Origin of the sequence: Streptomonospora litoralis, from assembly GCF_004323735.1 — a bacterium.
Taxonomy (GTDB): domain Bacteria; phylum Actinomycetota; class Actinomycetes; order Streptosporangiales; family Streptosporangiaceae; genus Streptomonospora; species Streptomonospora litoralis.
This window is the reverse complement of the sequence record NZ_CP036455.1, coordinates 4729450-4753051: the sequence shown is the minus strand read 5'-3', so window position 1 is coordinate 4753051 and position 23602 is coordinate 4729450. Positions and strand designations below refer to the sequence as shown.

General features: G+C 72.2%; 18 protein-coding genes and 1 tRNA gene. 11 read left to right on the top strand and 8 right to left on the bottom strand.

What is annotated here, in order from left to right:
• Nucleotides 1-27: 27 nt before the first annotated feature.
• Nucleotides 28-2670, bottom strand: a complete 2643-nt coding sequence (gene secD / locus EKD16_RS19970; protein WP_131100196.1) for a protein translocase subunit SecD — start codon at nt 2668-2670, stop codon at nt 28-30.
• An 84-nt stretch (nt 2671-2754) separates the two neighbouring features.
• Nucleotides 2755-3174, bottom strand: a complete 420-nt coding sequence (locus tag EKD16_RS19965) for a hypothetical protein (RefSeq protein ID WP_131100193.1) — start codon at nt 3172-3174, stop codon at nt 2755-2757.
• Nucleotides 3175-3460: 286 nt separating this feature from the next.
• On the opposite strand from EKD16_RS19965, the gene metG reads away from it, so the two are divergent.
• Both metG and EKD16_RS19955 read left to right on the top strand, forming a co-directional pair.
• On the top strand, nt 3461-5278 hold the full coding sequence (gene metG / locus EKD16_RS19960) for a methionine--tRNA ligase (RefSeq protein WP_131100190.1): 1818 nt from the start codon (nt 3461-3463) through the stop codon (nt 5276-5278).
• Between the two features lie 159 nt (nt 5279-5437).
• A complete protein-coding gene (locus EKD16_RS19955) occupies nt 5438-6361 on the top strand; it encodes a TatD family hydrolase (protein WP_131100187.1) in 924 nt (307 codons plus the stop codon).
• 9 nt (nt 6362-6370) lie between these two features.
• On the opposite strand, the gene EKD16_RS19950 is transcribed toward EKD16_RS19955, so the two are convergent.
• Entirely contained in the window at nt 6371-7486 is a 1116-nt protein-coding gene (locus EKD16_RS19950; protein WP_131100184.1) for a CaiB/BaiF CoA transferase family protein, read from the bottom strand.
• A gap of 546 nt (nt 7487-8032) precedes the next feature.
• Between EKD16_RS19950 and EKD16_RS19945 the strand changes: the two genes are divergently transcribed.
• Nucleotides 8033-9358, top strand: a complete 1326-nt coding sequence (locus tag EKD16_RS19945) for a resuscitation-promoting factor (protein WP_242677076.1) — start codon at nt 8033-8035, stop codon at nt 9356-9358.
• A 459-nt stretch (nt 9359-9817) separates the two neighbouring features.
• On the top strand, nt 9818-10768 hold the full coding sequence (gene rsmA / locus EKD16_RS19940) for a 16S rRNA (adenine(1518)-N(6)/adenine(1519)-N(6))-dimethyltransferase RsmA (protein ID WP_131100181.1): 951 nt from the start codon (nt 9818-9820) through the stop codon (nt 10766-10768).
• A 76-nt stretch (nt 10769-10844) separates the two neighbouring features.
• Here the strand turns inward: rsmA and EKD16_RS19935 are convergent, their stop codons facing one another.
• The gene (locus EKD16_RS19935; RefSeq protein WP_131100178.1) at nt 10845-12842 is read right to left on the bottom strand and encodes a serine/threonine-protein kinase; all 1998 of its coding nucleotides are present in this window, start codon (nt 12840-12842) and stop codon (nt 10845-10847) included.
• A gap of 235 nt (nt 12843-13077) precedes the next feature.
• Between EKD16_RS19935 and EKD16_RS19930 the strand changes: the two genes are divergently transcribed.
• From EKD16_RS19930 to EKD16_RS19920, 3 genes are all read left to right on the top strand, one after another.
• A complete protein-coding gene (locus tag EKD16_RS19930) occupies nt 13078-14016 on the top strand; it encodes a 4-(cytidine 5'-diphospho)-2-C-methyl-D-erythritol kinase (RefSeq protein ID WP_131100175.1) in 939 nt (312 codons plus the stop codon).
• A gap of 167 nt (nt 14017-14183) precedes the next feature.
• Nucleotides 14184-14879: a thiamine pyrophosphate-dependent enzyme gene (locus EKD16_RS19925; RefSeq protein ID WP_131100172.1), complete on the top strand. Its 696-nt coding sequence runs from the start codon at nt 14184-14186 to the stop codon at nt 14877-14879.
• Nucleotides 14880-14962: 83 nt separating this feature from the next.
• A complete protein-coding gene (locus tag EKD16_RS19920; RefSeq protein ID WP_131102808.1) occupies nt 14963-15868 on the top strand; it encodes a transketolase family protein in 906 nt (301 codons plus the stop codon).
• Nucleotides 15869-15944: 76 nt separating this feature from the next.
• Here EKD16_RS19920 and EKD16_RS19915 read toward each other — a convergent pair whose 3' ends face one another.
• The gene (locus EKD16_RS19915; protein ID WP_394347354.1) at nt 15945-16229 is read right to left on the bottom strand and encodes a zinc ribbon domain-containing protein; all 285 of its coding nucleotides are present in this window, start codon (nt 16227-16229) and stop codon (nt 15945-15947) included.
• A gap of 204 nt (nt 16230-16433) precedes the next feature.
• On the opposite strand from EKD16_RS19915, the gene EKD16_RS19910 reads away from it, so the two are divergent.
• Together EKD16_RS19910 and EKD16_RS19905 are read left to right on the top strand one after the other, a co-directional pair.
• The gene (locus EKD16_RS19910) at nt 16434-18218 is read left to right on the top strand and encodes an ABC-F family ATP-binding cassette domain-containing protein (protein WP_131100169.1); all 1785 of its coding nucleotides are present in this window, start codon (nt 16434-16436) and stop codon (nt 18216-18218) included.
• A 114-nt stretch (nt 18219-18332) separates the two neighbouring features.
• Nucleotides 18333-18896, top strand: a complete 564-nt coding sequence (locus EKD16_RS19905) for a dihydrofolate reductase family protein (protein WP_131100165.1) — start codon at nt 18333-18335, stop codon at nt 18894-18896.
• A 193-nt stretch (nt 18897-19089) separates the two neighbouring features.
• Here the strand turns inward: EKD16_RS19905 and EKD16_RS19900 are convergent, their stop codons facing one another.
• The 3 genes from EKD16_RS19900 to EKD16_RS19890 all read right to left on the bottom strand — a co-directional run bounded on the left by EKD16_RS19900 (nt 19090) and on the right by EKD16_RS19890 (nt 21326).
• On the bottom strand, nt 19090-19578 hold the full coding sequence (locus EKD16_RS19900; protein ID WP_131100162.1) for a MarR family winged helix-turn-helix transcriptional regulator: 489 nt from the start codon (nt 19576-19578) through the stop codon (nt 19090-19092).
• Between the two features lie 96 nt (nt 19579-19674).
• Nucleotides 19675-20286, bottom strand: a complete 612-nt coding sequence (locus EKD16_RS19895; RefSeq protein ID WP_394347353.1) for a TetR/AcrR family transcriptional regulator — start codon at nt 20284-20286, stop codon at nt 19675-19677.
• A 77-nt stretch (nt 20287-20363) separates the two neighbouring features.
• Nucleotides 20364-21326, bottom strand: a complete 963-nt coding sequence (locus EKD16_RS19890; protein ID WP_131100155.1) for an acyl-CoA desaturase — start codon at nt 21324-21326, stop codon at nt 20364-20366.
• Between the two features lie 293 nt (nt 21327-21619).
• Between EKD16_RS19890 and EKD16_RS19885 the strand changes: the two genes are divergently transcribed.
• A tRNA-Gln gene (locus EKD16_RS19885) sits at nt 21620-21691 on the top strand.
• Nucleotides 21692-22101: 410 nt separating this feature from the next.
• Nucleotides 22102-23574 (top strand): bifunctional UDP-N-acetylglucosamine diphosphorylase/glucosamine-1-phosphate N-acetyltransferase GlmU, encoded by a 1473-nt coding sequence (glmU, locus tag EKD16_RS19880; protein ID WP_131100152.1) that lies wholly within the window; start codon nt 22102-22104, stop codon nt 23572-23574.
• The last annotated feature ends 28 nt before the right edge of the window (nt 23575-23602 follow it).

Below are 23602 nucleotides of genomic sequence, written 5' to 3'. Positions count from 1 at the left end.
TCGACCGCCGTGGACGATGCGGTGGAGTTACACCACCGCGCCGTCACTCTGCTCGCGGGCGGTGCGCAGCTCCTTGCGCTGCTTGGTGCGCTTCTCGCGGATGACGTGCGGCGGGGCGGTCTTGTCCCACCGCTGCAGCCACGCCGCGAGCGGCGCCGCCACGAAGACGGTGGAGAACACCCCTGATATCAGGCCGATCAGCATCGCCACCGAGAAGTCGCGTAGCGACGACCCGCCGAAGACCGCCAGTGTGGCGAGGATGAACACGCCGCCGATGGTGGTGTTCACCGTCCGCGGGATCGTGTGCAGGATCGCCCGGTTGGTGATCGCGGCGAAGCCCGACTTGCTGTCGTTGGCCCATTCGTCGCGAACCCTGTCGAACACCACCACCGAGTCGTTCACCGAGAAGCCGATGACGCTCAGGATGGCGGCGAGGAACACGCCGTCGATGGGTCGGCCCAGCCAGCAGAACAGGCCGATGACCAGGGTGATGTCGAAGGCCAGGGCCAGCATCGTGGACAACCCGAACGACCAGCGGAACCGCCAGGCCAGGTAGACCATTTGCAGGGCGAGGGCCGCCACCAGCGCGATGAGTGCGCGGTTGCGCAGCTCGTCGCCCATGCTGGGACCGATCTTCTCGTCGGAGAGCCGCTCCGCGCCGCCGGCCTCGGCGGCCAGCGCCTCCTGGATGTCGGCGGCCTCCTCGTCGCTGAGCGGACCCGTGCGCACGGCGATGTCACCGTCGCCCGACTCCTGCACGACCGCGTTGGGGAACCCGGCGGCGGAGACGGCGTCGCGGGCCTCGCCGACGCTGACGTCCTGCTGGGTCGTGTAGTCCATGACGCGGCCGCCGGTGAACTCCACGCCGAAGTTGGGCGTGCGGATGAGAACGCCGGCCACGGCGGTGACCACGATCAGCGCCGCGATGCCCAGCCACAGGTTGCTCCGCGACATCAGGTCGGGGTTGCGCTTGGTCAGCCAGTCGCGCACCGCGCTGATCTTCGAGATGCCCGTGACGGCCGGGTGGCGCCGGACCACCTTGCGGCGGACCGCCCACTCCACCAGCACGCGGGCGATGACCAGGGCCGAGACCATCGAGGCGATGGTGCCCAGGCCCAGGGTGACACCGAACCCGCGCACCGTTCCCGACGCGAAGAGGAACAGCAGCGCCGCCGCGATGAGCGTGGTGATGTTGGTGTCCAGCACCGCGCTCCACGCCCTCTGCGTACCGGACAGGAACGCCTTCTGCAGGTTCGGCGGGATCGCCCGGCGGCGCCGACGCGAGAGCACGCCGGAATCCGCCTGCTCGGTCTCGGCGTCGGTGGCGTCGACCATCCCGGCCGACTTGTTGGCCTGGTAGATCTTCTCCTGCTGCTGGTACTCCTCACGCGCTCGCTCGAAGATCAGCACGTTGGCGTCGATGGCCATGCCGATCGCGAGGACGAACCCGGCGAGGCCGGGCAGGGTGAGCGTCGCGCTCAGCGCCACCAGCGCCGCGTAGGCGATCAGCGTGTAGCAGGCGAGGGCCACAGCCGCGAGCAAGCCGACGAGGCGGTAGGCGACGCAGATGTAGACCGCCGTCAGCAGCAGGCCGACGGCGCCGGCGATGAAGCTGGCCTTGATGGCGTCGGCGCCCAGCGTGGGGCCCACAGTCTGGCGCTGCACCTCGGTGACCGGCAGCGGCAGCGAGCCGCCCTCGATCAGCACGGCCAGGTCCTTGGCGCTCTCCTGGTCGAAGGTGGAGCTGGTGATGGTGGTCGAACCGCCGGTCTGGCCCACGTCGCAGGCCGTGTCCTGGTTGACCTCGGGCGAGGAGATGACCTGGTCGTCCAGCACGATGGCGACGCGCCGCTGGGGCTGGCCGGGGTCGTTGCAGGCGGCCTGGCCGGTGAGTTGGGCCCAGGCCTCCTCACCCTCGCCCTGGAACTCGACGTTGACCTGCCACTGGGTGTTTGTGGTGGGGTCCAGCACCGCCTCGGCGTTGGCGACCTGGGTGCCCTCGATCTTGGGCTCGCCCAGCTGGAGCCGGTTGCCCTGCTCGTCGGGCAGGGTGCGGGCGACCTTGCTGGGGTCGGCGGCCTGCTGGCCGCCGCCCGCACCGGCGCCTCCCTGCTGCTGCATGAGCTGCTGGAGCTGCTCTTGGCTCATGCCGCCGGCGCCGCCGGAGCCGCCGCTGCCGCCGCCGGAGCCTCCTCCGCCGCCGGAGCCTCCCTGGCCGTCGGCCGGGGCGCGGGCCTCGTCGGCCGGTGGGTTGGCGAAGTCGCCGGAGGGCGCCTGCACGCCGCTGCCCTGCGAGGGCGCGATGCCCAGCACCGGGTGGAAGGTCAGCTGGGCGGTCTGGCCGAGGATGTCGGCCGCCTCGGCGGGGTCCTGCACGCCGGGAAGCTCGACGATGATCCGGTTCTCCCCGGACCGGGACATGGTGGCCTCGCTGACGCCGAGGCTGTCGATGCGCTCGCGCAGCACCTGGATCACCTGGTCGGTGTTCTCGGCGTTGGCCTCGGTGCCGTCACGGCCGTCCTGGGTCTCCAGGACGATCTGGGTTCCGCCGCTGAGGTCGAGCCCCAGCTTCGGCGGTATGAACCACGCGGCGCCGAACGCGCCGATGACGATGGCTAGGGAGAGGATGCCGCGCAGCCAGCGCGATCCGGCTCCCGGTTGGGTGGACAATGGACTACCTCTCACGAACGGTTCATGCGGCCTCTGCGGCAGCGCGGGAGCGCTGTCGCGGGTGGACGGGTGCACATGTGTTCGTCAGAGCGGCGGCGCGCGGCCGAAGGGCAGTGCGAACGCCTCGCCGGCGACGGGCGCCTCGGTCGAGCCGGGGAGAGTGACTCGCGCCCAGGGGGCTTCGAGGCTGCCGACCCACGGCAGCACCGGGCTGTAGCCGTCGGGCAGGTCGCGCACCGGAACGCGGTGGTCGCTGCTCCAGCCCGGGAAGGCGACCGCCACGGCCTGGGAGTCGCCTTCGCTCAGCAGCGTCTGGACGGGCCCGGAGCCGTCAGTGTCGGTGTCGGCGTTGGCATCGGAACCACCGGCCGCGGCGAGCGCGAGCGGCGCTTGCCGCGCAGCGGATGCGGGCAGCGCGGTCCCGCCGGGCGCCAGCGGGGCGCCGACCACCAGCAGGGCCACCGCGACGAGCGCGGCCAGGGCACGGGAAACCGTGGCGACCACCGCCTTCGTCGAACAGGGGCCGGGTAGGCCGTTGCGGAGCCCGAAGCGGGAAACGGGCGAGCGCTTACATCGGCAGACGAGCCTAGGACTAAACACTACCGACACGCGACCCCCCGCCGATCCGCCGCAGCCGCCGCGCGGAGGGAGCGACGCGCCGCGGCCGGGGGCCATGCGGTTCCGATCGGCGGCACGGCCGCGAGGGTACGGCGCCGAATCCGGCCCGGGTACGTCCACAAGGACGGTCAAGCGGGTGAATCGGCGGCACGCACCCCAGTAGGCTTGGGGCATGTCGTCGAAACGCCACATCCTGACCGCGGTGGCCTGGCCCTACGCCAACGGCCCCCGCCACATCGGGCACGTCTCCGGGTTCGGAGTCCCCTCCGACGTCTTCGCGCGCTTCCAGCGAATGTCCGGGCACGAGGTCCTCATGGTCAGCGGCACCGACGAGCACGGTACGCCGGTCCAGGTGCTGGCCGACCAGGAGGGTGTCGGCGCGCGCGAGCTCGCCGACCGCTACAACCGGGTCATCGTCGAGGACCTGGTCGCGCTCGGGCTCTCCTACGACCTGTTCACCCGCACCACCACCGGCAACCACTACGCCGTCGCCCAGGAGCTGTTCCGCGGCCTCTACGACAACGGCTACATCTTCACCCACACCACCAAGGGGGCCATGTCGCCCTCCACCGGCCGCACCCTGCCCGACCGCTACATCGAGGGCACCTGCCCCATCTGCGGCTACGGCAGTGCGCGCGGCGACCAGTGCGACAACTGCGGCAACCAGCTCGACCCCATCGACCTGATCGAGCCGCGGTCCAAAGTCGACGGCGAGACCCCGGAGTTCGTCGACACCGAGCACTTCATGCTCGACCTCCCGGCGTTCACCGAGGTGCTGGGCACCTGGCTGCAGTCCAAGAGCGGCCAGTGGCGCCCCAACGTGCTGAAGTTCTCCCTGAACCTGCTCGACGACCTGCAGCCGCGCGCCGTCACCCGCGACCTCAACTGGGGTGTGCCCATCCCGCTGGAGGAGTGGCGCGACAACCCCAACAAGCGGCTGTACGTGTGGTTCGACGCCGTCATCGGATACCTTTCGGCGGCCGTGGAGTGGGCGCGGCGCACCGGCGACCCCGAGGCATGGCGCCGCTGGTGGCAGGCACCGCAGGCCGAGAGCTACTACTTCATGGGCAAGGACAACATCGTCTTCCACGCCGAGATCTGGCCGGCGATGCTGATGGGCTACAACGGCGAGGGCGACAGCGGCGGCGAGGCCGGGTCGCTTGGCGCGCTGAATCTGCCCACCGAGGTGGTCTCCAGCGAGTTCCTGACCATGGAGGGCCGCAAGTTCTCCTCCTCGCGGCGCGTGGCGGTCTACGTGCGCGACTTCCTGGAGCGCTATTCCGCCGACGCGCTGCGCTACTACATCATCGCGGCGGGGCCCGAGACCCAGGACACCGACTTCACCTGGGCCGAATTCGTCCGTCGCAACAACGACGAACTGGTCGCGGCCTGGGGCAACCTCGTCAACCGGTCGATCTCCATGGCCGCCAAGTACGTCGGCGAGATCCCCGAGGCCGGTGAGTTCACCGACGACGACCGCCGCGTCCTGGCCGACTCCGCGGCCGCGTTCGACGCGGTCGGCGAGCACCTGAACCGCTCCCGGTTCAAGGCGGGCCTGCAGGAGGCCATGCGCACCATCGCCGAGGCCAACAAGTACATCTCCGAACAGGCGCCGTGGGCACTGCGCAAGACCGACACCGAGCGGATGCGCACCGTCCTGCACGTGGCGCTGCAGTTGGTCAGCGACGCCAAGACCCTGATGACACCGTTCCTGCCGGGCTCCTCCAATCAGGTCCACGCCATGCTCGGCGGTACGGGCGTGTGGTCGGCCATGCCGCGCATCGAGACCGCCACGGACACCATCGGCGGCAACACCGAACCCACCGAGTACTCCGTCATCACCGGCGACTACGCGGACAACGAGGCGGTGTGGCGATCGGTACCGATCCGGCCGGGTACCCCGCTGTCGGCGCCCACTCCGCTGTTCACCAAACTCGACCCCGGCGTGGCCGACGAAGAGGTCGCCCGTCTGGAGCAGGAGGCCGGCTGATCGGCACGGTCGAAAGACCACGCCGCAACCGATAGAGGCGGCGCGCGGCGCTGGAGACGATCCGGGCGCGCCGCGGACTTCATCGGCGGGCCGCCGCGGGGCGGCCCGCCGTATCCGTGTCCGCCGGCGCGAACCGGCGAGGGATGGGGGAGATTCCCGATGGGCAAGCGAAGCGGCAGCGCCGTGCGCAATCGGAATGCGCAGACGCCGCCGGAGGCGCCACAGGCGCTGCGTGTGGCCGTGGGCGACAGCCACACCCACATGGACATGCAGACCCCCGACGTGCCCGAGATCGTCGCGGCGGCCGAGGCGGTGGGCGTCACGCCGCTGATGCAGGTGGGCGTGGACGTCCCCTCCTCGCGCTGGGCGGCCGAGATCGCCACCGAGTACGCGGGCGTGTGGGCGGCGGCGGCACTGCACCCGAACGAGGCGCCGCGCATCGTGCACGGCGACGGCGCACCGGGCGTCGAGGCCGACGACACCGACTGGGCCGGCAAGGCCCGCGCCGCGGGCGGGTCGGCCGGGCTGGAGGAGGCGCTGGCCGAGATCGACCGGCTGGCCGCGCTGCCGCAGGTCCGGGCCGTCGGAGAGACCGGGCTGGACTACTTCCGCACCGGCGCCGAGGGTGTGGCCGCCCAGCAGGAGTCGTTCCGGCGGCACATCGCGGTCGCCAAGCGGCACGGCCGGGCGCTGATGATCCACGACCGCGACGCCCACGAGGACGTGCTCTCCGTGCTGGCCGAGGAGAGCGCGCCCGACGCGGTGGTGTTCCACTGCTTCTCCGGCGACGCCGAGATGGCCAAGATCTGCGCCGACAACGGCTATTTCATGAGCTTCGCGGGCAATGTGACCTTCGCCAGCGCCGAGTCGCTGCGCGAGGCCGCCGCTATCGCCCCGCCCGAGCTCGTGCTGGTCGAGACCGACGCCCCGTTCCTCACGCCCAAGCCCTACCGGGGCCGCCCCAACGCCCCCTACCTGATCCCCCACACCCTGCGCGCCCTTGCCGCGGCCAAGGGGATGGCCGAGGACGACCTCGCCGAGACCGTCGCGGCCAACGGCCGCCGGGCCTTCGGGCTGGAGTAGGGCGCGCGGCTACTCGTGGCCGGTCGCGGTGCCGTCCAGACCCCACTCGGCCAGGGTCGCCTCCAGGCCGGGTTCGCCGAAATCGGGGTCGCGGGTGACGCGGCCGGGGGTGCGGTCGAAGCGCGGGGCGGGGCCGGGGTAGAGACGGCCGTCCTTGCGTACGACGGAACCGCGGGCGTGCACGTGCGGGTGCTCGGCCGCCTCGTCCATCGACAGCACCGGCTGCACGCATGCCTCGGAACGGCCGAAGACCTCGGCCCACTCGTCGCGTGTGCGGGTGCGCAGAACCTCGGCGAAGCGCTCACGCAGCACCGGCCAGTTCTCTTGGTCCCACTGGTCGGGAAGGTCGGCGCCCGCCAGCCCGACACCCTCCAGGAACGCGGCGTAGAACTGCGGCTCGATGCAGCCCACCGAGACGTGCCGACCATCGGCGCACTCGTAGACGTCGTACCAGGGAGCGCCGGTGTCCAGGTAGTTGGTGCCGCGCTCGTCGGTCCAGGCGCCGCGCTCGCGGTCCTCGTAGACCATGGACATCAGGAGTGCGCTGCCGTCCACCATCGCGGCGTCGACGACCTGCCCCCGCCCCGAGGTCTGCCGCTCCACCAGCGCGCTGAGGATGCCGGTGACGACGAACATGGTGCCGCCGCCGAAGTCGCCGAGGAGGTTGACGGGCGGCACGGGCGCCTCTCCCCGGCGGCCGATGCTGTGCAGGGCCCCGTTGAGCGAGATGTAGTTCATGTCGTGCCCGGCGACCCCGGCCATGGGCCCTTCCTGGCCCCACCCCGTCATCCGCGCGTAGACCAGCCGCGGGTTGAGGTCGAAGCAGGCGTCCGGCCCGAGGCCGCGGCGTTCCATGACTCCGGGGCGGAACCCCTCCAGCAGCACGTCGGCCGCCGCGACGAGGTCGCGCGCGGCCGCCTGCCCCTCCTCGGTCTTCAGATCGGCGCCGAGTACGGGCCGCCCGGCGCTCATGTGCGGACGCGCGCCCTGGCGGGCGGCCTCCGCGGCGGCCGGGCGGTCCAGCCGGATGACGGAGGCGCCGAGGTCGGAGAGCAGCATGGCGGCCATGGGGCCGGGTCCGATTCCGGCGAACTCCACGACGCGGATTCCGTGCAGAGGACCCATGGGCGACCTTTCCGGAGCGGGACCTGAGCCGGTCGGCGGGTTGCGGCGGGCGGCCGCTGCTGCCGGGCGCGGTCCGGTGGTTTCGGGCATGAGGCGAACCGGGTTCGGTTCTGCGGCACATTCTGGTGGGCGGCCGTGCGGCGGCGCCAGTCGGCGGCGGGCCCGGTCGGCGCCACTGTCGGCCGGGGCTGCGCGGTGCGTCCGCTGGTACTGGATCGCGGGCAGGGCGCGCCGGGTCGGCGCCGGGGCGGGCGGCCGCGGGACGGTCGGATTCGGTCAGGACTAAAGCGATGCACAAGGCAGTGTGATACTTTCCCCAAGCATCAGTGGTCGGCTGGAGCGCATCCGCCCCCGACCCGCCGCGAGCCGCACGCCGGGGACCTCCCGCACCCTCCGGCCCGCTCGCCCCGAGCCACCCCCTCCCGTCCGTGAGCGATCGCGAAGGCCGAGACCAACGTGCGTAGTCCGTCGAACCGCGGATCCCACCGCGGAACCCGCAGGGCATCGAATAAGCCGGGCCTGTTCGGGCGGCAGGGCGGAGGCGGCATGCGCCAAGGCCGCGAGGGCGGTCCCCGCCCGGCCGATCCGCCCGCCGGCCCCGGCGGCGCGGCGCCCCCGCACGACTCCTATACCCACTACCGGCAGACCGCGGCGGCGCCGATGGGCGGTGCGCCCGAGGGCGGGCCGAAGGGGCGGCCGCGCGACGCGGGCGCGGGCCGCCGGGGCGGCCGTCTACCGGGCGGGATCACGCTGCCCGACATCCCGCTGCTGCGTTCCCGCGGCGTCGTGATCGGCGCGATCGCCGCGGCCGTCCTGCTCGTGGTCGGCGGCGGCACCGCCTTCGCCATGGATCAGCGCATCACCCTCAGCGTCGACGGCGAGCGCACCACCGTGCACACCTACGGCGCGACGGTGCAGGACGTGCTCGACTCCGCCGGTGTGACGCTGGGCGAGCACGACGCCGTCGCCCCCGCCCTGGACACCGAGCTGGGCCAAGGCGACAGCGTCCTGGTGCGATCCGGCCGCGAGCTGACGCTGACCGTCGACGGCGAGTCCGAGCGGCACTGGGTAACCGCGCTGACCGTCGGCGAGGCGCTCCGCCAGATCGGCGTGAGCCCGGAGTCGATGGAGCTGTCGGTCGAGGCGGACAAGGCGATCCCCGATTCGGGGCTGGAGGTCGAGGCGACCGCGGCGCGCCGGGTGGTCATCCTGCGCGACCGGGTGCGGATCGAGACGGCGACCACCGCCGGAACCGTCGCCGAGGTGCTGGAGGCCAACGGCATCACGCTGGGCGAGCACGACACCGTCGAACCCGAGCGCGGCGCCGAGCCCACCGACGGCATGGTTATCGACGTGACCCAGATCCTTTCCGAGCCGAAGACCGAAGAGGTCCCCATCGAGGCCGAGGTCGAAGAGCGGGAGAACCCCGACCTGCCCGAAGGCGAGGAGAAGGTCGTCAAGAAGCCCGAGGACGGCGTCAAGAAGGTCACCACCGCCACGATCATGGAGCAAGGCGTGGAGACCGAGCACGTCATCAAGGAGGAAGTCGTCAAGAAGCCGGTCAAGGGCATCACCGAGATCGGCACCAAGCCGGAGGAGCCGCAGATCGACGCCTCCGCCGAAGCCTCCAGCCTGAACTGGGCCGCTCTGGCCGAGTGCGAGTCGGGCGGCGACCCCACCGCGGTAAACCCGGCCGGCTACTACGGCCTCTACCAGTTCTCCATGTCCACCTGGCAGTCCGCCGGCGGCACCGGCAACCCGGCCGAGGCCCCCGCAAGCGAGCAGACCATGCGCGCCCAGAAGCTCTACGACATGGTCGGCGGCAACTGGCAGGGCCAGTGGCCCGAGTGCGGAGTGCACCTGTTCGACTAAGCCGTGTTCAGCCTGCTGGATCGGTCCGGCTCCCGTGGGCGGCCGGGCCGTGCGGCTCGGGTCTGCTGGGTGGCCTTGTCGGTCTGCCGGGTGTCGGGCGGACTTCACCGGAAAGCCGCAGCGAGGACGGTGGATGGCTGGGCCTGCGGTCGAGGGAGCGGGGCCCGCCGGTGGCGGTGCGTGGGGAGGGACGGCGAGGACGGCGTGGGGTGGCGCCCGTGCCCATCGGGTCGGGTGCTCGCCGGTGGCGGCGGCCGGCGGGGGCGGCGAGGAGAGGCCGGGGGCCGGGAGGCGCCCGCGTGCCCGTTGTGTCGCAGGGCAGCGCGACGATCGTGCCCGTATGACGAAATCCACCGGCGTGCTTTGGGAATTCGGCCACGATCGCCGCGGCCGGCTCCGGGCGATCGGACATACCGGGCGCCGGGTGGGAGGCGCCCCGTGTGCTGGCACAATGATCCGGTGACCGATTCCGACTCCTCCGGCGGCGCTCGCCTGCTCACGCCCGGCGATGTGCGGCGGCTCGCCGAGCGTACCGGCATCCGGCCGACCAAGACGCTCGGCCAGAATTTCGTCGTCGATGCGGGCACCGTGCGCCGCATCGTGCGTACCGCCGAGGTCGGCGCCGACGACGTGGTGCTGGAGGTCGGGCCCGGACTCGGCTCCCTGACACTGGCCCTGCTGCCGCGCGTCCGCGCCGTTACGGCCGTCGAGATCGACCCGCGGTTGGCCGACGCGCTGCCGGCCACCGTCGCGGAGTTCGCGCCCGATCGGGCCGACCGGTTGCGGGTCGTCGCCGCCGACGCCATGCGCGTCACCGAGGTCCCCGGGCCTCGCCCCACCGCGCTGGTGGCCAACCTGCCCTACAATGTCGCGGTTCCGGTGCTGCTGAACCTGCTGGAATCGCTGCCGAGCCTGCGCCGCGGCCTGGTCATGGTGCAGGCCGAGGTCGCCGACCGGCTGGCCGCCGGGCCGGGCGGGCGCACCTACGGGGCGCCGTCGGCCAAGGCCGCCTGGTACGCCGAGGTGCGCCGGGCGGGGTCGGTGGGTCGCAGCGTCTTCTGGCCGGTGCCCAACGTCGATTCCGGACTCGTGGCATTGCGTCGCAGGAACGGACCCCCCGACGCGGGCGGCGCACACGGCTCGCACGCGCCCGCCGGGCCGGGCGGCGCCGCACCCGAGCGCGGTGCGGTCTTCGCGGTCGTGGACGCGGCCTTCGCCCAGCGGCGCAAGACCCTGCGCGCGGCCCTCGCCGGATGGGCGGGGTCGGCGCCGGCGGCCGAACGGGTGCTGCGGGCCGCCGGAATCGATCCCGGCGCCCGCGGGGAGTCGCTCGGCATCGCCGACTTCGCCCGCATCGCCGCGCACGCCGACCGCGCCGCCGACACTGAAGGCTCCGGCGGCGCGGCGTAGCGCCGTCGCGCACGGCCGGGGCCGCGCCCGAAAAGCGCGCGCCGGGCGGCCTGCGCGCCCGCTGCCTGGTACGCCCTCAGTCCGCCCTGGAGACGTCGGAGACCTCGACGACAGCCGGAGATCCGGTGCCGGCGCTGCTGAGGTGCAGGGCGCCGGAGGCGACCTCCGACTCGTCCAGCACGATGAACACCAGTTTCCCCTCGGCATGGGCGCCGCTGGGGATGGACTGCCACAGCGGGGCCCGGCTCTCCTGGATCGAGGGCTCCGAGGCCGATAGGAACTCCTGACCGCCCCGGGCGAGGCGCTGCTGGTCGTGTTCCAGGCTGATCCGTTCGGCGCTGGTGTTCTGCACACTCAGCGCGAAGACGCAGTAGGTACCCCGGTGCACGGTCGAGCGCCCCTCGATGCTCGGCGTGCACTCGTACTCGCGCACCTGGAACACCATCCGGCCGTCGCCGGCGGTGTCGGGCGCCACCGCATCCCCGGACTGCTGGTCGCCGTCCTCGCCGGGCGCGGAGCCGCCGTCTTGCTCCCGCTCGGCGGAACCACCGGTGCCGGCCTGGCTCCCGCCGGACTCCTCCGCGCCGTCGGCGTCCTGCTGCCAGATCAGGTTCTGTACGCCCAGCAGGGTGAGCGTGGTGAACAGCAGCAGCGCGAGGATGACGGCGGCCACGGCCGTGACGGCGATCCACCGCACCCGGCGTTTGCCCGGCTGCATGGGCCGGTGCGGCGGCAGCGACGCCGGCGGCACGTAGGGCTGGGCGTGCGGGCGCGGATTGGGCGGCTGCTCCTGGCCGGGCGGCACCTGCGGGATGGGCCCCGTCTGGTGCGGTGAGGCCACCGGGAACTGCCCGGTCTGGTGGCCCGGCGGCCCCGGCGGCCCGCCTTGTCTCGGCGGGGGCGGCGGCTGCGGCGCGTGCGTCCCAGGTGCGGACTGGCCCGGAGGCGGACCCATGCCGGCCGGTCGCTGCGGAGGCCGGTTCTGCTGGTGCTGGGCGGGCAGGGACCCCGGCTGCGGCGCAGCCGGGTAGGGCTGCGCGTGCGGTGCGCCGGCGCCGTGCGGCGGTCCGGGGGGAGCCGACGGCGCCTGGTGGGGCATGCCGGTGGCCGTCTGGTGCGGGTTCGGCGGCGGGCCGCCGGGCTGCGGCATCGGCGCCATCGGCGGCAGGTTGGGGTGCCAGGAGGCGTGCAGCGCGTGGCTGACCATCTCGTTGGCGTCCCCGCCGCCGCTGGAGGTCTCCTCGCCGCCGGCCAGCTCCAGCAGCAGGTCCTGGGCCTTGGGGCGGTGCTCGGGCTCCTTGGCGAGCGCCTGGGCGACCAGCCGGTCCAGCGGGCTGTCGAGGCTGCCGATCTGCGGTTCGGCGAACAGCACCCGCTTGCCCAGTGTCATGGCGTCGCCGTTGCCGAAGGGATGGATGCCGCTTCCGGCGAAGGCCACCAGGCACCCCCAGGCGAAGATGTCGGCGGAGGTGGTGACCTTCTCCTCCAGCAGCTGCTCAGGCGCCATCCAGCCCGGACTGCCCATGACGATGCCGGTCTGGGTGTGGTTCGTGGAGGTGTTCATCGCCCGCGCGATGCCGAAGTCGATCACCCGCGGGCCCGACAGCGAGAGCAGCACGTTGGCCGGCTTGAGGTCGCGGTGGACCAGCCCGGTGCGGTGGATGGCCGCCAGGGCCGCCGCGACGCCCAGCGCGAAGCCGTGCAGCGTGCTGGAGTCCAGCGCGCCGTGCTCGGAGATGTGCTCGGCCAGCGCGGTCCCGGCGATGTACTCGGTGACCATGTAGGGACGGCCCTCGAAGGTGCCGTGGTCCAGCACCTTGGCCGTGCAGAAAGAGGCGACCCTGCGCGCGTTCTCCATCTCGTCGCGGAAGCGTGCCCGGGTGGCCTCGTCGAAGGCGAGTTCGGGCCGGATCACCTTGATCGCGACTTGGGCACCCTTCTCAGGGGTGCGGCCGAGGTAGACCGTCCCCATTCCTCCGCTGCCCAGGCGACCGGCCAGCACATAGGGCCCGATGGTCGCCGGATCTCCGGCGGCCAACGGTTCCAGGTTCTTCGGGAGCCCATCCGACGGCAAGCGACCCTCCCCGACGGTGTCCTAACTCCGCCTGGCCCCAAGGTAGCGGGGAACGCGTCCTGATACCCACCCGTGCACTTCGCGGCGCCCGCATCCGGACAGCCGCGACCTCGGGGCGGGTCTGCGACCGCGGCAGAGCCGCCCACCGCCGTCGTCCGGCCACCGGGCACGCGGGCGCCCGGATTCGCGGAACGGGGGTTCACGGGGGTGGGGGTTCCTTTACGATCTAGGACTCGTGACCACTACGACCGCCGTGACCGTTCGGGTCCCCGCAAAGGTGAACCTCCAGCTGGCGGTGGGGCCGGCGCGCGAAGATGGATACCACGATCTGGTCAATGTCTTCCACGCAGTAGCGCTGTTCGACGAGGTTACCGTCACCGGCGCCGCGACGCGCCCAACAGGGGGCCCCGCCGGGTTGACGGCCGAGGACGCCAGCGGTGGCGGCCTGGCCTCGCATCTGGCCCGCGTGCCGCTGGACTCGACGAACCTGGCCTGGCGCGCCGCCGAGCTGCTCGCTCGCGAGACCGGCGCCGACACGGCCGTCCATCTGCATGTGCGCAAGGCCATCCCGGTGGCCGGCGGGATGGCAGGCGGCAGTGCCGACGCCGCCGCGGCGCTGGTGGCCTGCGACGCCTTCTGGGGCACCGGGCTGCAGCACCGGGAACTGCTGGCGCTGGCCGCCCGGCTCGGCAGCGACGTCGCCTTCCCGCTGCTCGGGGGGACCGCTGTGGGCACCGGGCGCGGCGAGGTCCTGGACCCGGCCGAGTGCGGCGCCCGGCTGCACTGGGTCTTCGCGCTGTCCGCCGGCGGGCTGTCCACCCCCGAGGTCTTCGCCGCATACGACCGCATCCGCCCCGGCGCCCCGGCGCCCCAGGGCGACCCCGTGCTGATGACCGCCCTGGCGCAGGGCGACGCCCGCGCGGTCGGCGCGGCGCTGGGCAACGACTTGCAGCCCGCCGCGCTCGAACTGCGTCCGGCGCTGGCCGAGACACTGGACGCCGGCCGCGCGGCGGGCGCGCTGGGCGCTTTCGTGTCGGGTTCCGGGCCCACGTGCGCGTTCCTGGCCCGTTCCGCCGAGCACGCCCACCAGGTCGCCGCTGCCGTGCGCAGCGCCCCCGACTGCGTCCACACGGTGACCTGCCACGGGGACGTCCCGGGGGCGGTGGTGCTCTGATTCCGCCCGAGAGCCGCAGGAAAAGCGCGGCGCGGACCGCCCGCACGGCTCGCCGGCGGCGGGTTCGAGTGCGCGGGCCGGACAGTGAGGCACCTCACTCGGCGGGTGCTTCGGGGATCCGCCCTGGGGCTTGACTTCAAGTTAAGTTGAGGTCTGAGACTGGCGGCATGACCACCGCACCGGCACTGACCAGATACGCCGACCTGCCCGCCCTGATCGGGCTCATGACCGGCGACGAGAAGCACCAGATCGCGGCCGATTCCACGCGCGAAGTGCTGTGGGTGCTCTACGACCGCGTCTTGAACGTTTCACCACAGGCCGCCGACGATCCCGACCGCGATCGGTTCCTGCTGTCCAAGGGGCACGGGCCCGCACCCTACTACGCGGTGCTCGCCGCCAAGGGCTTTCTCGACCTGGCGACCCTGCGCAGCTGGGCGGCGTTCGACTCCCCGCTGGGCCACCATCCCGACGCGACGCTGGTACCCGGTGCCGAGATCGGCAGCGGCTCGCTCGGCCACGGCCTGGGGCTGGGCGTGGGCACGGCGCTGGGGCTGCGCGCCCAGGGGCGCACCGGTCCGCGCGTCTTCGTGCTCCTCGGCGACGGCGAGCTCGACGAGGGCAGCAACCACGAGGCGATCGCCGCCGCCGGGCGGCTGGGCCTGGACAACCTCACCGCGGTCGTCGTCGACAACGCCTCGGCCACGCACGGCTGGCCCGGCGGAATCGACACCCGTTTCAGCGGCGAGGGCTGGGCGGCGCTCTCGGCGCCCGGCCGCGATCAGTCCGCCCTCCACGACGCACTCACCACTCCGCACCGCGGCCGACCGCTCGCCGTGATCGCCCGCGTCCGGCCGAAGGGATGACCGCCATGACCACCGCCGTGAACACCGCGATCCCCGAACAGACCACGGATGCCGTCGTCGCGCCCGCCGTCACCGCGCAGCCGATGCGCGACACCTTCGCCGAAGTCGTCGGTGCGGCCCTGGATACCGACCCGCGGCTCGCCGTCGTGCTGGCCGACATCTCCGCCGACCGGTTCGCCGCCGCTGCCCGGCGCCACCCCGACCGCGTCGTCAACCTGGGCATCCGCGAGCAGTTGATGATCGGCGTCGCCGGCGGGCTGGCGCTGACCGGTATGCGGCCCGTCGCCCACACGTTCGCGCCCTTCCTCGTCGAGCGGCCGTTCGAGCAGGTCAAACTCGACCTGGGGCACCAGGGCGCGGGCGCGGTCCTCGTCAGCCACGGCGCCTCCTACGACGGCTCGCATTACGGCCGCACCCACATGGCGCCCGGCGACGTCGCGCTGCTGGACTCGCTGCCCGGCTGGACCGTGCACGTGCCCGGCCACGCCGACGAGGTCGGCCCGATGCTTCGATCGGCGCTGCGCGGCGAGGGCAACGTCTATGTGCGGCTGGGCGAACGCGGCAACGCCGCCGCCCGCCCGGTGGGGCCGGAGTTGACCACGGTCCGCGCGGGCTCGGCGCGCTCCAGCGGCGTGGTAGTCGCGGTCGGCCCGATGCTGGACCGGGTTCTGGCGGCCACCGGGGACCTGGACGTCACGGTCGCCTACGCGGCCACCGTGCGGCCGTTCGACCGCGCGGGTCTGAACCGGCTGGCCGCCCGGGCCGGCCAGGCCGACGTGCTGGTGGTCGAGCCCTACCTCGCGGGCACCTCGGCACACGAGGTCGCCGCCGCATTGGAGGACCGCCGCCACCGCCAGCGGTCGCTGGGCGTGATCCGCGACACGGAGGTGCGCGGATACGGCACACCGGCCGACCACGACCGCGCCCACGGTCTGGATGTGGAGGGCATCGCCAAGCAGGCGCGCGACTTCTTCCTGCTGTCAACTTGACCCGGGCCCTGAAGGGCCGGGCTTGGAGGTAGCCGCCCGCCTGGCCGGCGGGTGGGCTCCTCCGTCCAGACACCCCTTATGGGGCGGCAGGGACGCGCGACTCACGCCCCGCGTTCCACGCAGCCTCGCCCCGGCGGGCGATGGTGCGGGAAGCGTTGCGGTCGGCGTGGGCAACGACCCCGCACGACCGGCACACGAAGAGGGCCTGATCGACCCTGTTCCTCGTGCCGATGTACCGGAATTCGGCGCATTCCCGGCTGGTGTAGGCCGGATCCACCGAGACCAGCGGCACCTCGGCCCGCTTGGCCTTGTAGACGCAGCTACGATCGCCGCCGCCCCGGCGGGGGGCGAACGCCGAAATCCGCCATCGTGTTCCCGTAGGCCCTCAGAGCCGTGATGAGAAGCGATTCCTCCCGGCTCTGAAGAGCCGGGGCTCCTCGCTGGAATCAGCTGAAGGCGTCCGGACTGGCCGGCCTCGGGAGGGGGCGCCCGGGGCCGGGGCGGCGGGGGCGCCTGTGGACGGTGGTCGCGGAGGTCCGCGCGCGCCACCACAATGGATAGCACGATGACGAATCTCGTGAACCTGCAAGACGTGTCCCTGGCCTACGGGCCGCTCGTGCTGCTCGACGAGGTCGCCCTCGGCGTCGACGAAGGCGACCGCATCGGCGTCGTCGGGCGCAACGGCGGCGGCAAGTCCACGCTGGTCTCCGTGCTGGCCGGCCGTACCGCACCCGACTCCGGCCGGGTCGTGCACAGCCGCGGCCTGCGCGTCGGGTTCCTGCAGCAGCGCGACAGGTTCCCCGAGGCCACGGTCGGCGGGTTCGTCCTGGGCGACCTGGCCGAGCACGAATGGGCCGGCGACGCGCGCGTGCGCGACGTGCTGCGCGGGCTGCTCAGCGGCTGGGACCTCGACGCCCCGATGTCCACGCTCTCCGGCGGCGAGCGCCGCCGCGCCACGCTTGCGCGGCTGCTGGTCGACAGCCACGACCTCGTCATCCTCGACGAGCCCACGAACCACCTGGACATCGAGGCGATCGCGTGGCTGGCCGAGCACCTGCGCGGCCGCCGCGAGGCGCTCACCGTCGTCACCCACGACCGGTGGTTCCTCGACGCCGTCACCAACCGCACCTGGGAGGTCGTCGACGGCCGCGTCGAGCGCTACGAGGGCGGCTACGCGGCTTACGTGCTGGCCAAGGCCGAGCGCGAGCGGCTGGCGGCCCAGGCCGAGGAGCGGCGGCAGAACCTGGCACGCAAGGAGTTGGCCTGGCTGCGCCGCGGCCCGCCCGCCCGCACCTCGAAGCCGAAGTTCCGCGTCGAGGCCGCCAACGCCCTGATCGCCGGCGAGCCCCCGGCCCGCAACACCGTGGAGCTGGTGCGCTTCGCCAGCACGCGGCTGGGCAAGACGGTCGTCGACGTCGAGGGCCTCACCCTCGTCGCCGACGACACCACCCTCCTCGACCGCCTGACCTGGCAGCTCGGCCCGGGCGACCGGATCGGGCTGGTCGGCGTGAACGGCTCGGGCAAGACCACGCTGCTGCGGGCGCTGGCAGGCGAGCGCGAACCCGACGGCGGCCGGGTCCGGCACGGCAAGACGGTGAATCTCGCGCACCTCTCGCAGAGCCTCGCCGAGCTGGCGCCCGAGCTGCGCCCGCTGCAAGCCGTGGAGGAGGTGCGTCGGCACATCACCGTCGGCGGCCGGGAGTTCACCGCCGGCCAGATGCTGGAGCGGTTCGGATTCCGCGGTGAGCGGCAGTGGACCCCCATCGGCGACCTCTCCGGCGGCGAGCGGCGCCGCCTCCAGCTGCTGCGGCTGCTGATGGACGAGCCCAACGTGCTGCTACTGGACGAGCCCACCAACGACCTCGACATCGAGACCCTCACCGAGCTTGAGGACCTGCTCGACGGCTGGCCGGGAACCCTGGTGGTGGTCAGTCACGACCGCTATTTCCTGGAGCGCGTGACCGACCGCACGATGGCCCTGATGGGCGACGCCGACCTGCTGTTCCTGCCGGGTGGCGTGCAGGAGTACCTGGACCGCCGCGCCCGCCAGAGCGACGGCGCCGCCGCCGTCCCCGGCCGCCGTCCCGACGGCTCGGGCGGCGCCGAGCCCGACGCCGCCCCCGCCATGTCGGCCGCCCAGCGCCGCGCCGTGCAGAAGGAGGCCCAGCGCATCGAGCGCCGCCTGGAGCGCATCGGCACCCGAGAGTCCGAGCTGCACGAACAGATGGCCCAGGCCGCCGACGACTACGCCCGCCTGGCCGAACTCGACTCCGAACTGAAGAGCATCCAGGCGGAGAAGGAGGAACTGGAGGAACTCTGGCTCACCGAGGCCGAGAAGATCAGCGACTGAATATGTGAGACAGTCTGGGCGACAAGCGTCCTGACAATAGGGTCGGCCCAACTGACCGGTATGCGGGACAATCGACTCATGATGGGCCGGAACCGCTGCTGAAAAGAGTCTCCGATGCGCAACGTGACCTACTCGATGGTCGTGTCGCTGGACGGCTACATCGTGGGGCCGGACGGCTCCTTCGACTGGGGGTTGCCCGACGAGGAGGTCTTTCGCCTCGCCACCGACGAGATCCGGGGTGTGGGCGTCCACCTGCTCGGACGACGGTTGTACGAGACGATGCTGTATTGGGAGACCGCCGAGCAGAACCCTTCGCTCGACTTCTCGACTCTCGAGTTCGCCGCGCTCTGGAAGTCGCTTCCGAAGGTGGTGTTCTCTACCACGCGGTCGGAAGTCCAGGGCAATGCCCGCTTGGCCTCCGACGGCCTGGCGGAGGAGATCGAGCGGTTGCGAGCTGAACCGACCGAAAGCGACATCGCCATCGGCGGTGCGTCGCTCGCCGCCGAAGCGGCCGCGCTGGATCTCATCGACGAGTACCGGGCCAGGGTCTACCCGGTGCTGCTGGGCGGTGGCACTCGGTTTTTTCCGCACGGCGAGCGCCGGGTGGGCCTCGAACTCATCGAGAACCGCACTTTCAACTCGAAAGTGGTCTATCTGCGTTACCGGGTGGTCCGCTAGCGTCGCGAGTTCCGTCGAACCGCGAAAGGCGAGCGTCTGCCAACGGCACGCGTTGCCGCCCTCCCGAATTCGACGGCCCGGGTGGGACCGGCGATCTGAAACAGGTCGTCGGAGCGCTACTGACCGGGTTCTAGCGGCGCAGGTTTCCGGTGAAGCTCTTTCGCGCTCGGTATCGGCGGCTCGCCTCCGGCGACTACACGTCGAGCGGGGAGAGCACCGATCTCAGCAGTGCCGCCAGCGCATCGCGGTCGGTGCGGGAGACTCCGGCCAGCAGCGACTCCTCGTAGCTGAGCAGGTCGGCCAGTGCGCCGTCGACGCGTTCGCGCCCCTCGGGGGTGAGTCGCACCAGGACGCCGCGCTTGTCGGCCGGGTCGGGGCCGCGGCGCACCATGCCGGCGGCGGCGAGCCGGTCGATGCGGTTGGTCATGGTGCCGGAGGTGACCAGGGTGGCGCGCAGCAGCCGTCCCGGGCTGAGTTCGTAGGGCGGGCCGGAGCGGCGCAGTTCGGCCAGGACGTCGAACTCCCAGGGCTCCAGCTGGTGTTCGGTGAAGACTGCGCGCCGGGCGCGGTCCAGGTGGCGGGCCAGGCGGGAGACCCGGCTGAGCACCTGTAGGGGTTCGATGTCGAGGTCGGGGCGCTCGGCGCGCCACGCCTCGACCAGACCGTCGACCTCATCACGCATACCGACAGCCTATCTCTTGATATCAAGATAGTAGTCGCCCGCTGCGGAAGCACCTCTGTCCGGCCGCGCGTCGCGCGGCCGGACAGAGGTGGTGGACTAGTCGCCGCGCTTGCGTTGGACGTGGTCCAGCCGCGGGCGCGGCTCCAGATTGGACAGTCCGTTCCAGGCCAGGTTGACCAGATGGGCCGCCACGACCTCGCGTTTGGGCTTGCGGACCTCCAGCCACCACTGGCCGGTCAGCGCGACCATGCCCACCAGCGACTGCGCGTACATCGGGGCGAGCTGGGGGGCGAAGCCCCGGTTGCCGAACTCCTCGCCCAGGATGTGCTCGACCTGTGTCGCGATGTCGCTGATCAGGCTGGCGAAACTGCCGGTGCCCGACGCCGCGTGCGAGTCGCGCGCCAGGATTCGGAAGCCCTGGCTGTACTCCTCGACGTAGCGCAGCAGCGCCAGCGCCGCGTTCTCGACCTTGCCGCGCGGGGTGTCTGCGGTCAGCGAGTCGGCGACCATGCCGAGCAGCGTCTGCATCTCGCGGTCGACGACCACCGCGTAGACGCCCTCCTTGCCGCCGAAGTGCTCGTAGACGACGGGCTTGGACACGCCCGCCCGAGCCGCGATCTCCTCGACCGAGGTGGCGTCGAAGCCGCGCTCGGCGAAGAGTTCACGGCCGATGTCCAGCAGTTGCTCCCGGCGCTGCTTTCCGGTCATGCGCCTGCGGCGCGACTGTGTTTGCGTCTGTGTCTGCTGCTCGCTCTCGCTGACCGTTCCCATGGTGGAAACTCACTTCAATTCTCGACGCTGACGCGCTTGGCGGCAAGGCGATCGGCGTTGGGCCAGCGGACCTTGCTCGCCCATCCGAGTTTCTCAAACATCCAGATGACGCGGGCGGAGATGTCGATCTGGCCCTTGAGTACACCGTGGCGGGCGCAGGTGGGGTCGGCGTGGTGCAGGTTGTGCCAGGACTCGCCGAAGGACGGGATGGCCAGCCACCACACGTTCCGGGAGCGGTCGCGGACCTCGAAGTTCTCCTCGCCGATGGTGTGGCAGATGGAGTTGATCGACCAGGTGACGTGGTGCAGCAGCGCGACGCGGACCAGGCCTGCCCAGAAGAACGCGGTGAGAGCGCCCCACCAGGACATGGTGACCAGGCCGCCGATCACGGCCGGGCCCAGCAGCGAGAAGGCCACCAGCGGGCCGAACCAGCGGTCGACGCGGCGGATGTCGGAGTCCTTGAGCAGGTCCGGGGCGAAGCGCTTCGGAGAGGTCTTCTCCTCGTCGAGGTAGAGCCAGGCCATGTGCGCGTAGTAGAGGCCCTTGGCCACCGAGCGCCAGTCGTCACCGAAGCGCCACGGCGAGTGCGGGTCGCCCTCGGCGTCGGCGTACTTGTGGTGGCGGCGGTGGTCGGCGACCCACTTGATGACGGAGCCCTGGATGGCCAGGCTCCCGGCGATCGCCAGCGCGATGCGCAGCGGGCGGTTGGCCTTGAACGAGCCGTGGGTGAAGTGCCGGTGGTAGCCGACCGTGATGCCCAGGCCGCTGACGAGGTAGAACACCGTCCCGATCACGATGTCGGTGACGGTGAGGCCCCACCCCCAGGCGAAGGGCACGGCGGCGGCCAGGGCCGCCAGCGGGATGAAGACGAACGCGAAGACGGTGTAGCGCTCCAGCCTGCCCCGGCCTTCGGGGTCGATCTCGGGCTCGGGCGTGCGCTTGGCCTTCTCAGGAGCGATCTCGGGTGCTGCGGTCATATGTCCACCTTGTTCGTGGGCCTAACTGCGGTAGTCGGCGCGGAGGTCCGCTCCGGCCGCCCGACCGCGCGTCGGTCGCCGGAACCTATGCCTACGTAACCGTAACCTACGGTCTCGTAAGTTCCAACCGGTGCAGCGCACGGAACACGAATCGCCTGCGCAGCCGCCCCGCGCCTTCCCCCGCCGACCACGCCCGCCGCCCCGCACGGCGGCGGATGTGCCGACGCCCGCGCCGAGCCGCTATCGTTGGCATGCGGACCGCGCCGCCTTCCGCCGACGGCGGCGATCGTCCTTCCCGGGTGGTCTAATGGCAGGACACAGGCTTTTGGTGCCTTGAGGTGAGGGTTCGAATCCTTCCCCGGGAGCCCGCCGAGGACAGCGGCGCGGCGTAGCCCCCTGCGGCACCGGCGTGCGCCCGCCGATCGCCTATGTCACACCCCGCCCGCGCCGCGGCCGCCGCACCCGCAGCGCCGCGTGCCGCCCACCCGCCCGCGTCCGGGCGCCTGCGTTGCTCCGAATGTCGCGCGCGACGCGTGGTGCGGGCGCCGCGGGCGCAGCCGCGCCCGGCAAATGCCGCATGTATCCTTCCCATGTCGGCCCTGGGTGGAGTCTGGTCGCGGTTCCGCCGTGAGCCGTCAGCCGAACGGACACGTCGTGTCGGTCCCGCTGAGAACCGCGGGGCCGGCGCTGCACCGTGTCTGTGAAACCGGCAATCCCCGCCCGCGCGAGCGCGGGGGTCATCCGCATCCGCCAGCGACATGAGGAGTCTCCGCCAGTGAGCGTGAGCCGTCCGGCTGCCGTCATCGTCCTTGCGGCGGGCGAGGGCACCCGAATGAAGTCCAGGCTTCCCAAGGTCCTGCACGAGATCTGCGGCCGGAGCATGCTCGGGCATGTGCTGGCCGCCGCCGACGAACTCGACCCGCAGCGCACGGTGGTCGTGGTCGGGCATGCGCGCGAGCGGGTGGTCCAGCACCTGAAGGACACCGCCCCGGCCGTCTCCACGGCCGTGCAGGAGGAGCAGAACGGCACCGGCCACGCCGTGCGGATGGCGGTCGAGGAGTTGGCCGCCCAGGGCGTCACCCTCTCGGGCACGGTCGTCCTCGCCTACGGCGACACGCCGATGCTGCGCGGGCGCACCCTCTCCGACCTCGTCGAGGCGCACGAATCCGACGGCAACGCCGTCACCGTCCTCTCCGCCGAGGTCCCCGACCCCGCCGGATACGGACGGGTCGTGCGGGATGCCTCCGGCGCCTTCACCTGCATCGTCGAGCACGCCGACGCGACGCCCGAACAGCGCGCCGTCGGCGAGATCAACTCCGGCATGTACGCCTTCGACGGCGCCCACCTGGCCTCGGTGGTGGGGCGGCTGTCCACGGACAACGCCAAAGGCGAGGAGTACATCACCGACGCCGTGGCGATCCTGCGCGGCGACGGCCACCGCGTCGGAGCCTCGGTGGCGCGCGAGTGGACCGAGATCCAGGGCGTCAACGACCGCGTGCAGCTGGCCGAAGCGCGGCGCATGCTCAACGACCGGCTGCTGACCGGGCACATGCGCGCCGGCGTGACAGTCGTCGACCCCGCTTCGACCTGGGTCGATGCCGAGGTCGAGATCGGCCCCGACACCGTGGTCGAGCCGCAGACCCAGCTGCTGGGCCGCACCAGCGTCGCGGAGGGCGCCGTCGTGGGCCCCGGCTGCCGACTGCAGGCCACCCGTGTCGGCGCCGATGCGGTCGTGCGCCACGTGGTCGCCGACGACGCCGAGATCGGCCCCGGCACCAGCGTCGGCCCCTACGCCTATCTGCGCCCCGGCACGGTCGTGGAGCCCGCCGCCAAGATCGGCACGTTCGTCGAGGTGAAGAACTCCACGGTCGGCGAGGGGGCCAAGGTCCCGCATCTGACCTACGTCGGCGACGCCGACATCGGCGCAGGCGTCAACATCGGCGCCTCCTCGGTGTTCGTCAACTACAACGGTGTCAGCAAGAACCGCACCACCATCGGCGACCACGCCCGCACCGGCAGCGACAACACCTTCGTCGCGCCCGTGCACGTGGGCGAGGGCGCCTACACCGGTGCGGGCACCGTGGTCCGCGAAGACGTCCCGCCCGGTGCGCTGGCGGTCTCGGCCGGCAAGCAGCGCAACATCGAGGGCTGGGTGCGGCGCAAGCGCCCGGGATCCGCCGCCGCCGAAGCCGCCGAACAGGCGGCGGGCGAGGGGGCCGAGGCCGCCGAGCGCCGCGATGAACAGTGACTGTGTTCGTGTCTTTGTTTGTGTCTGT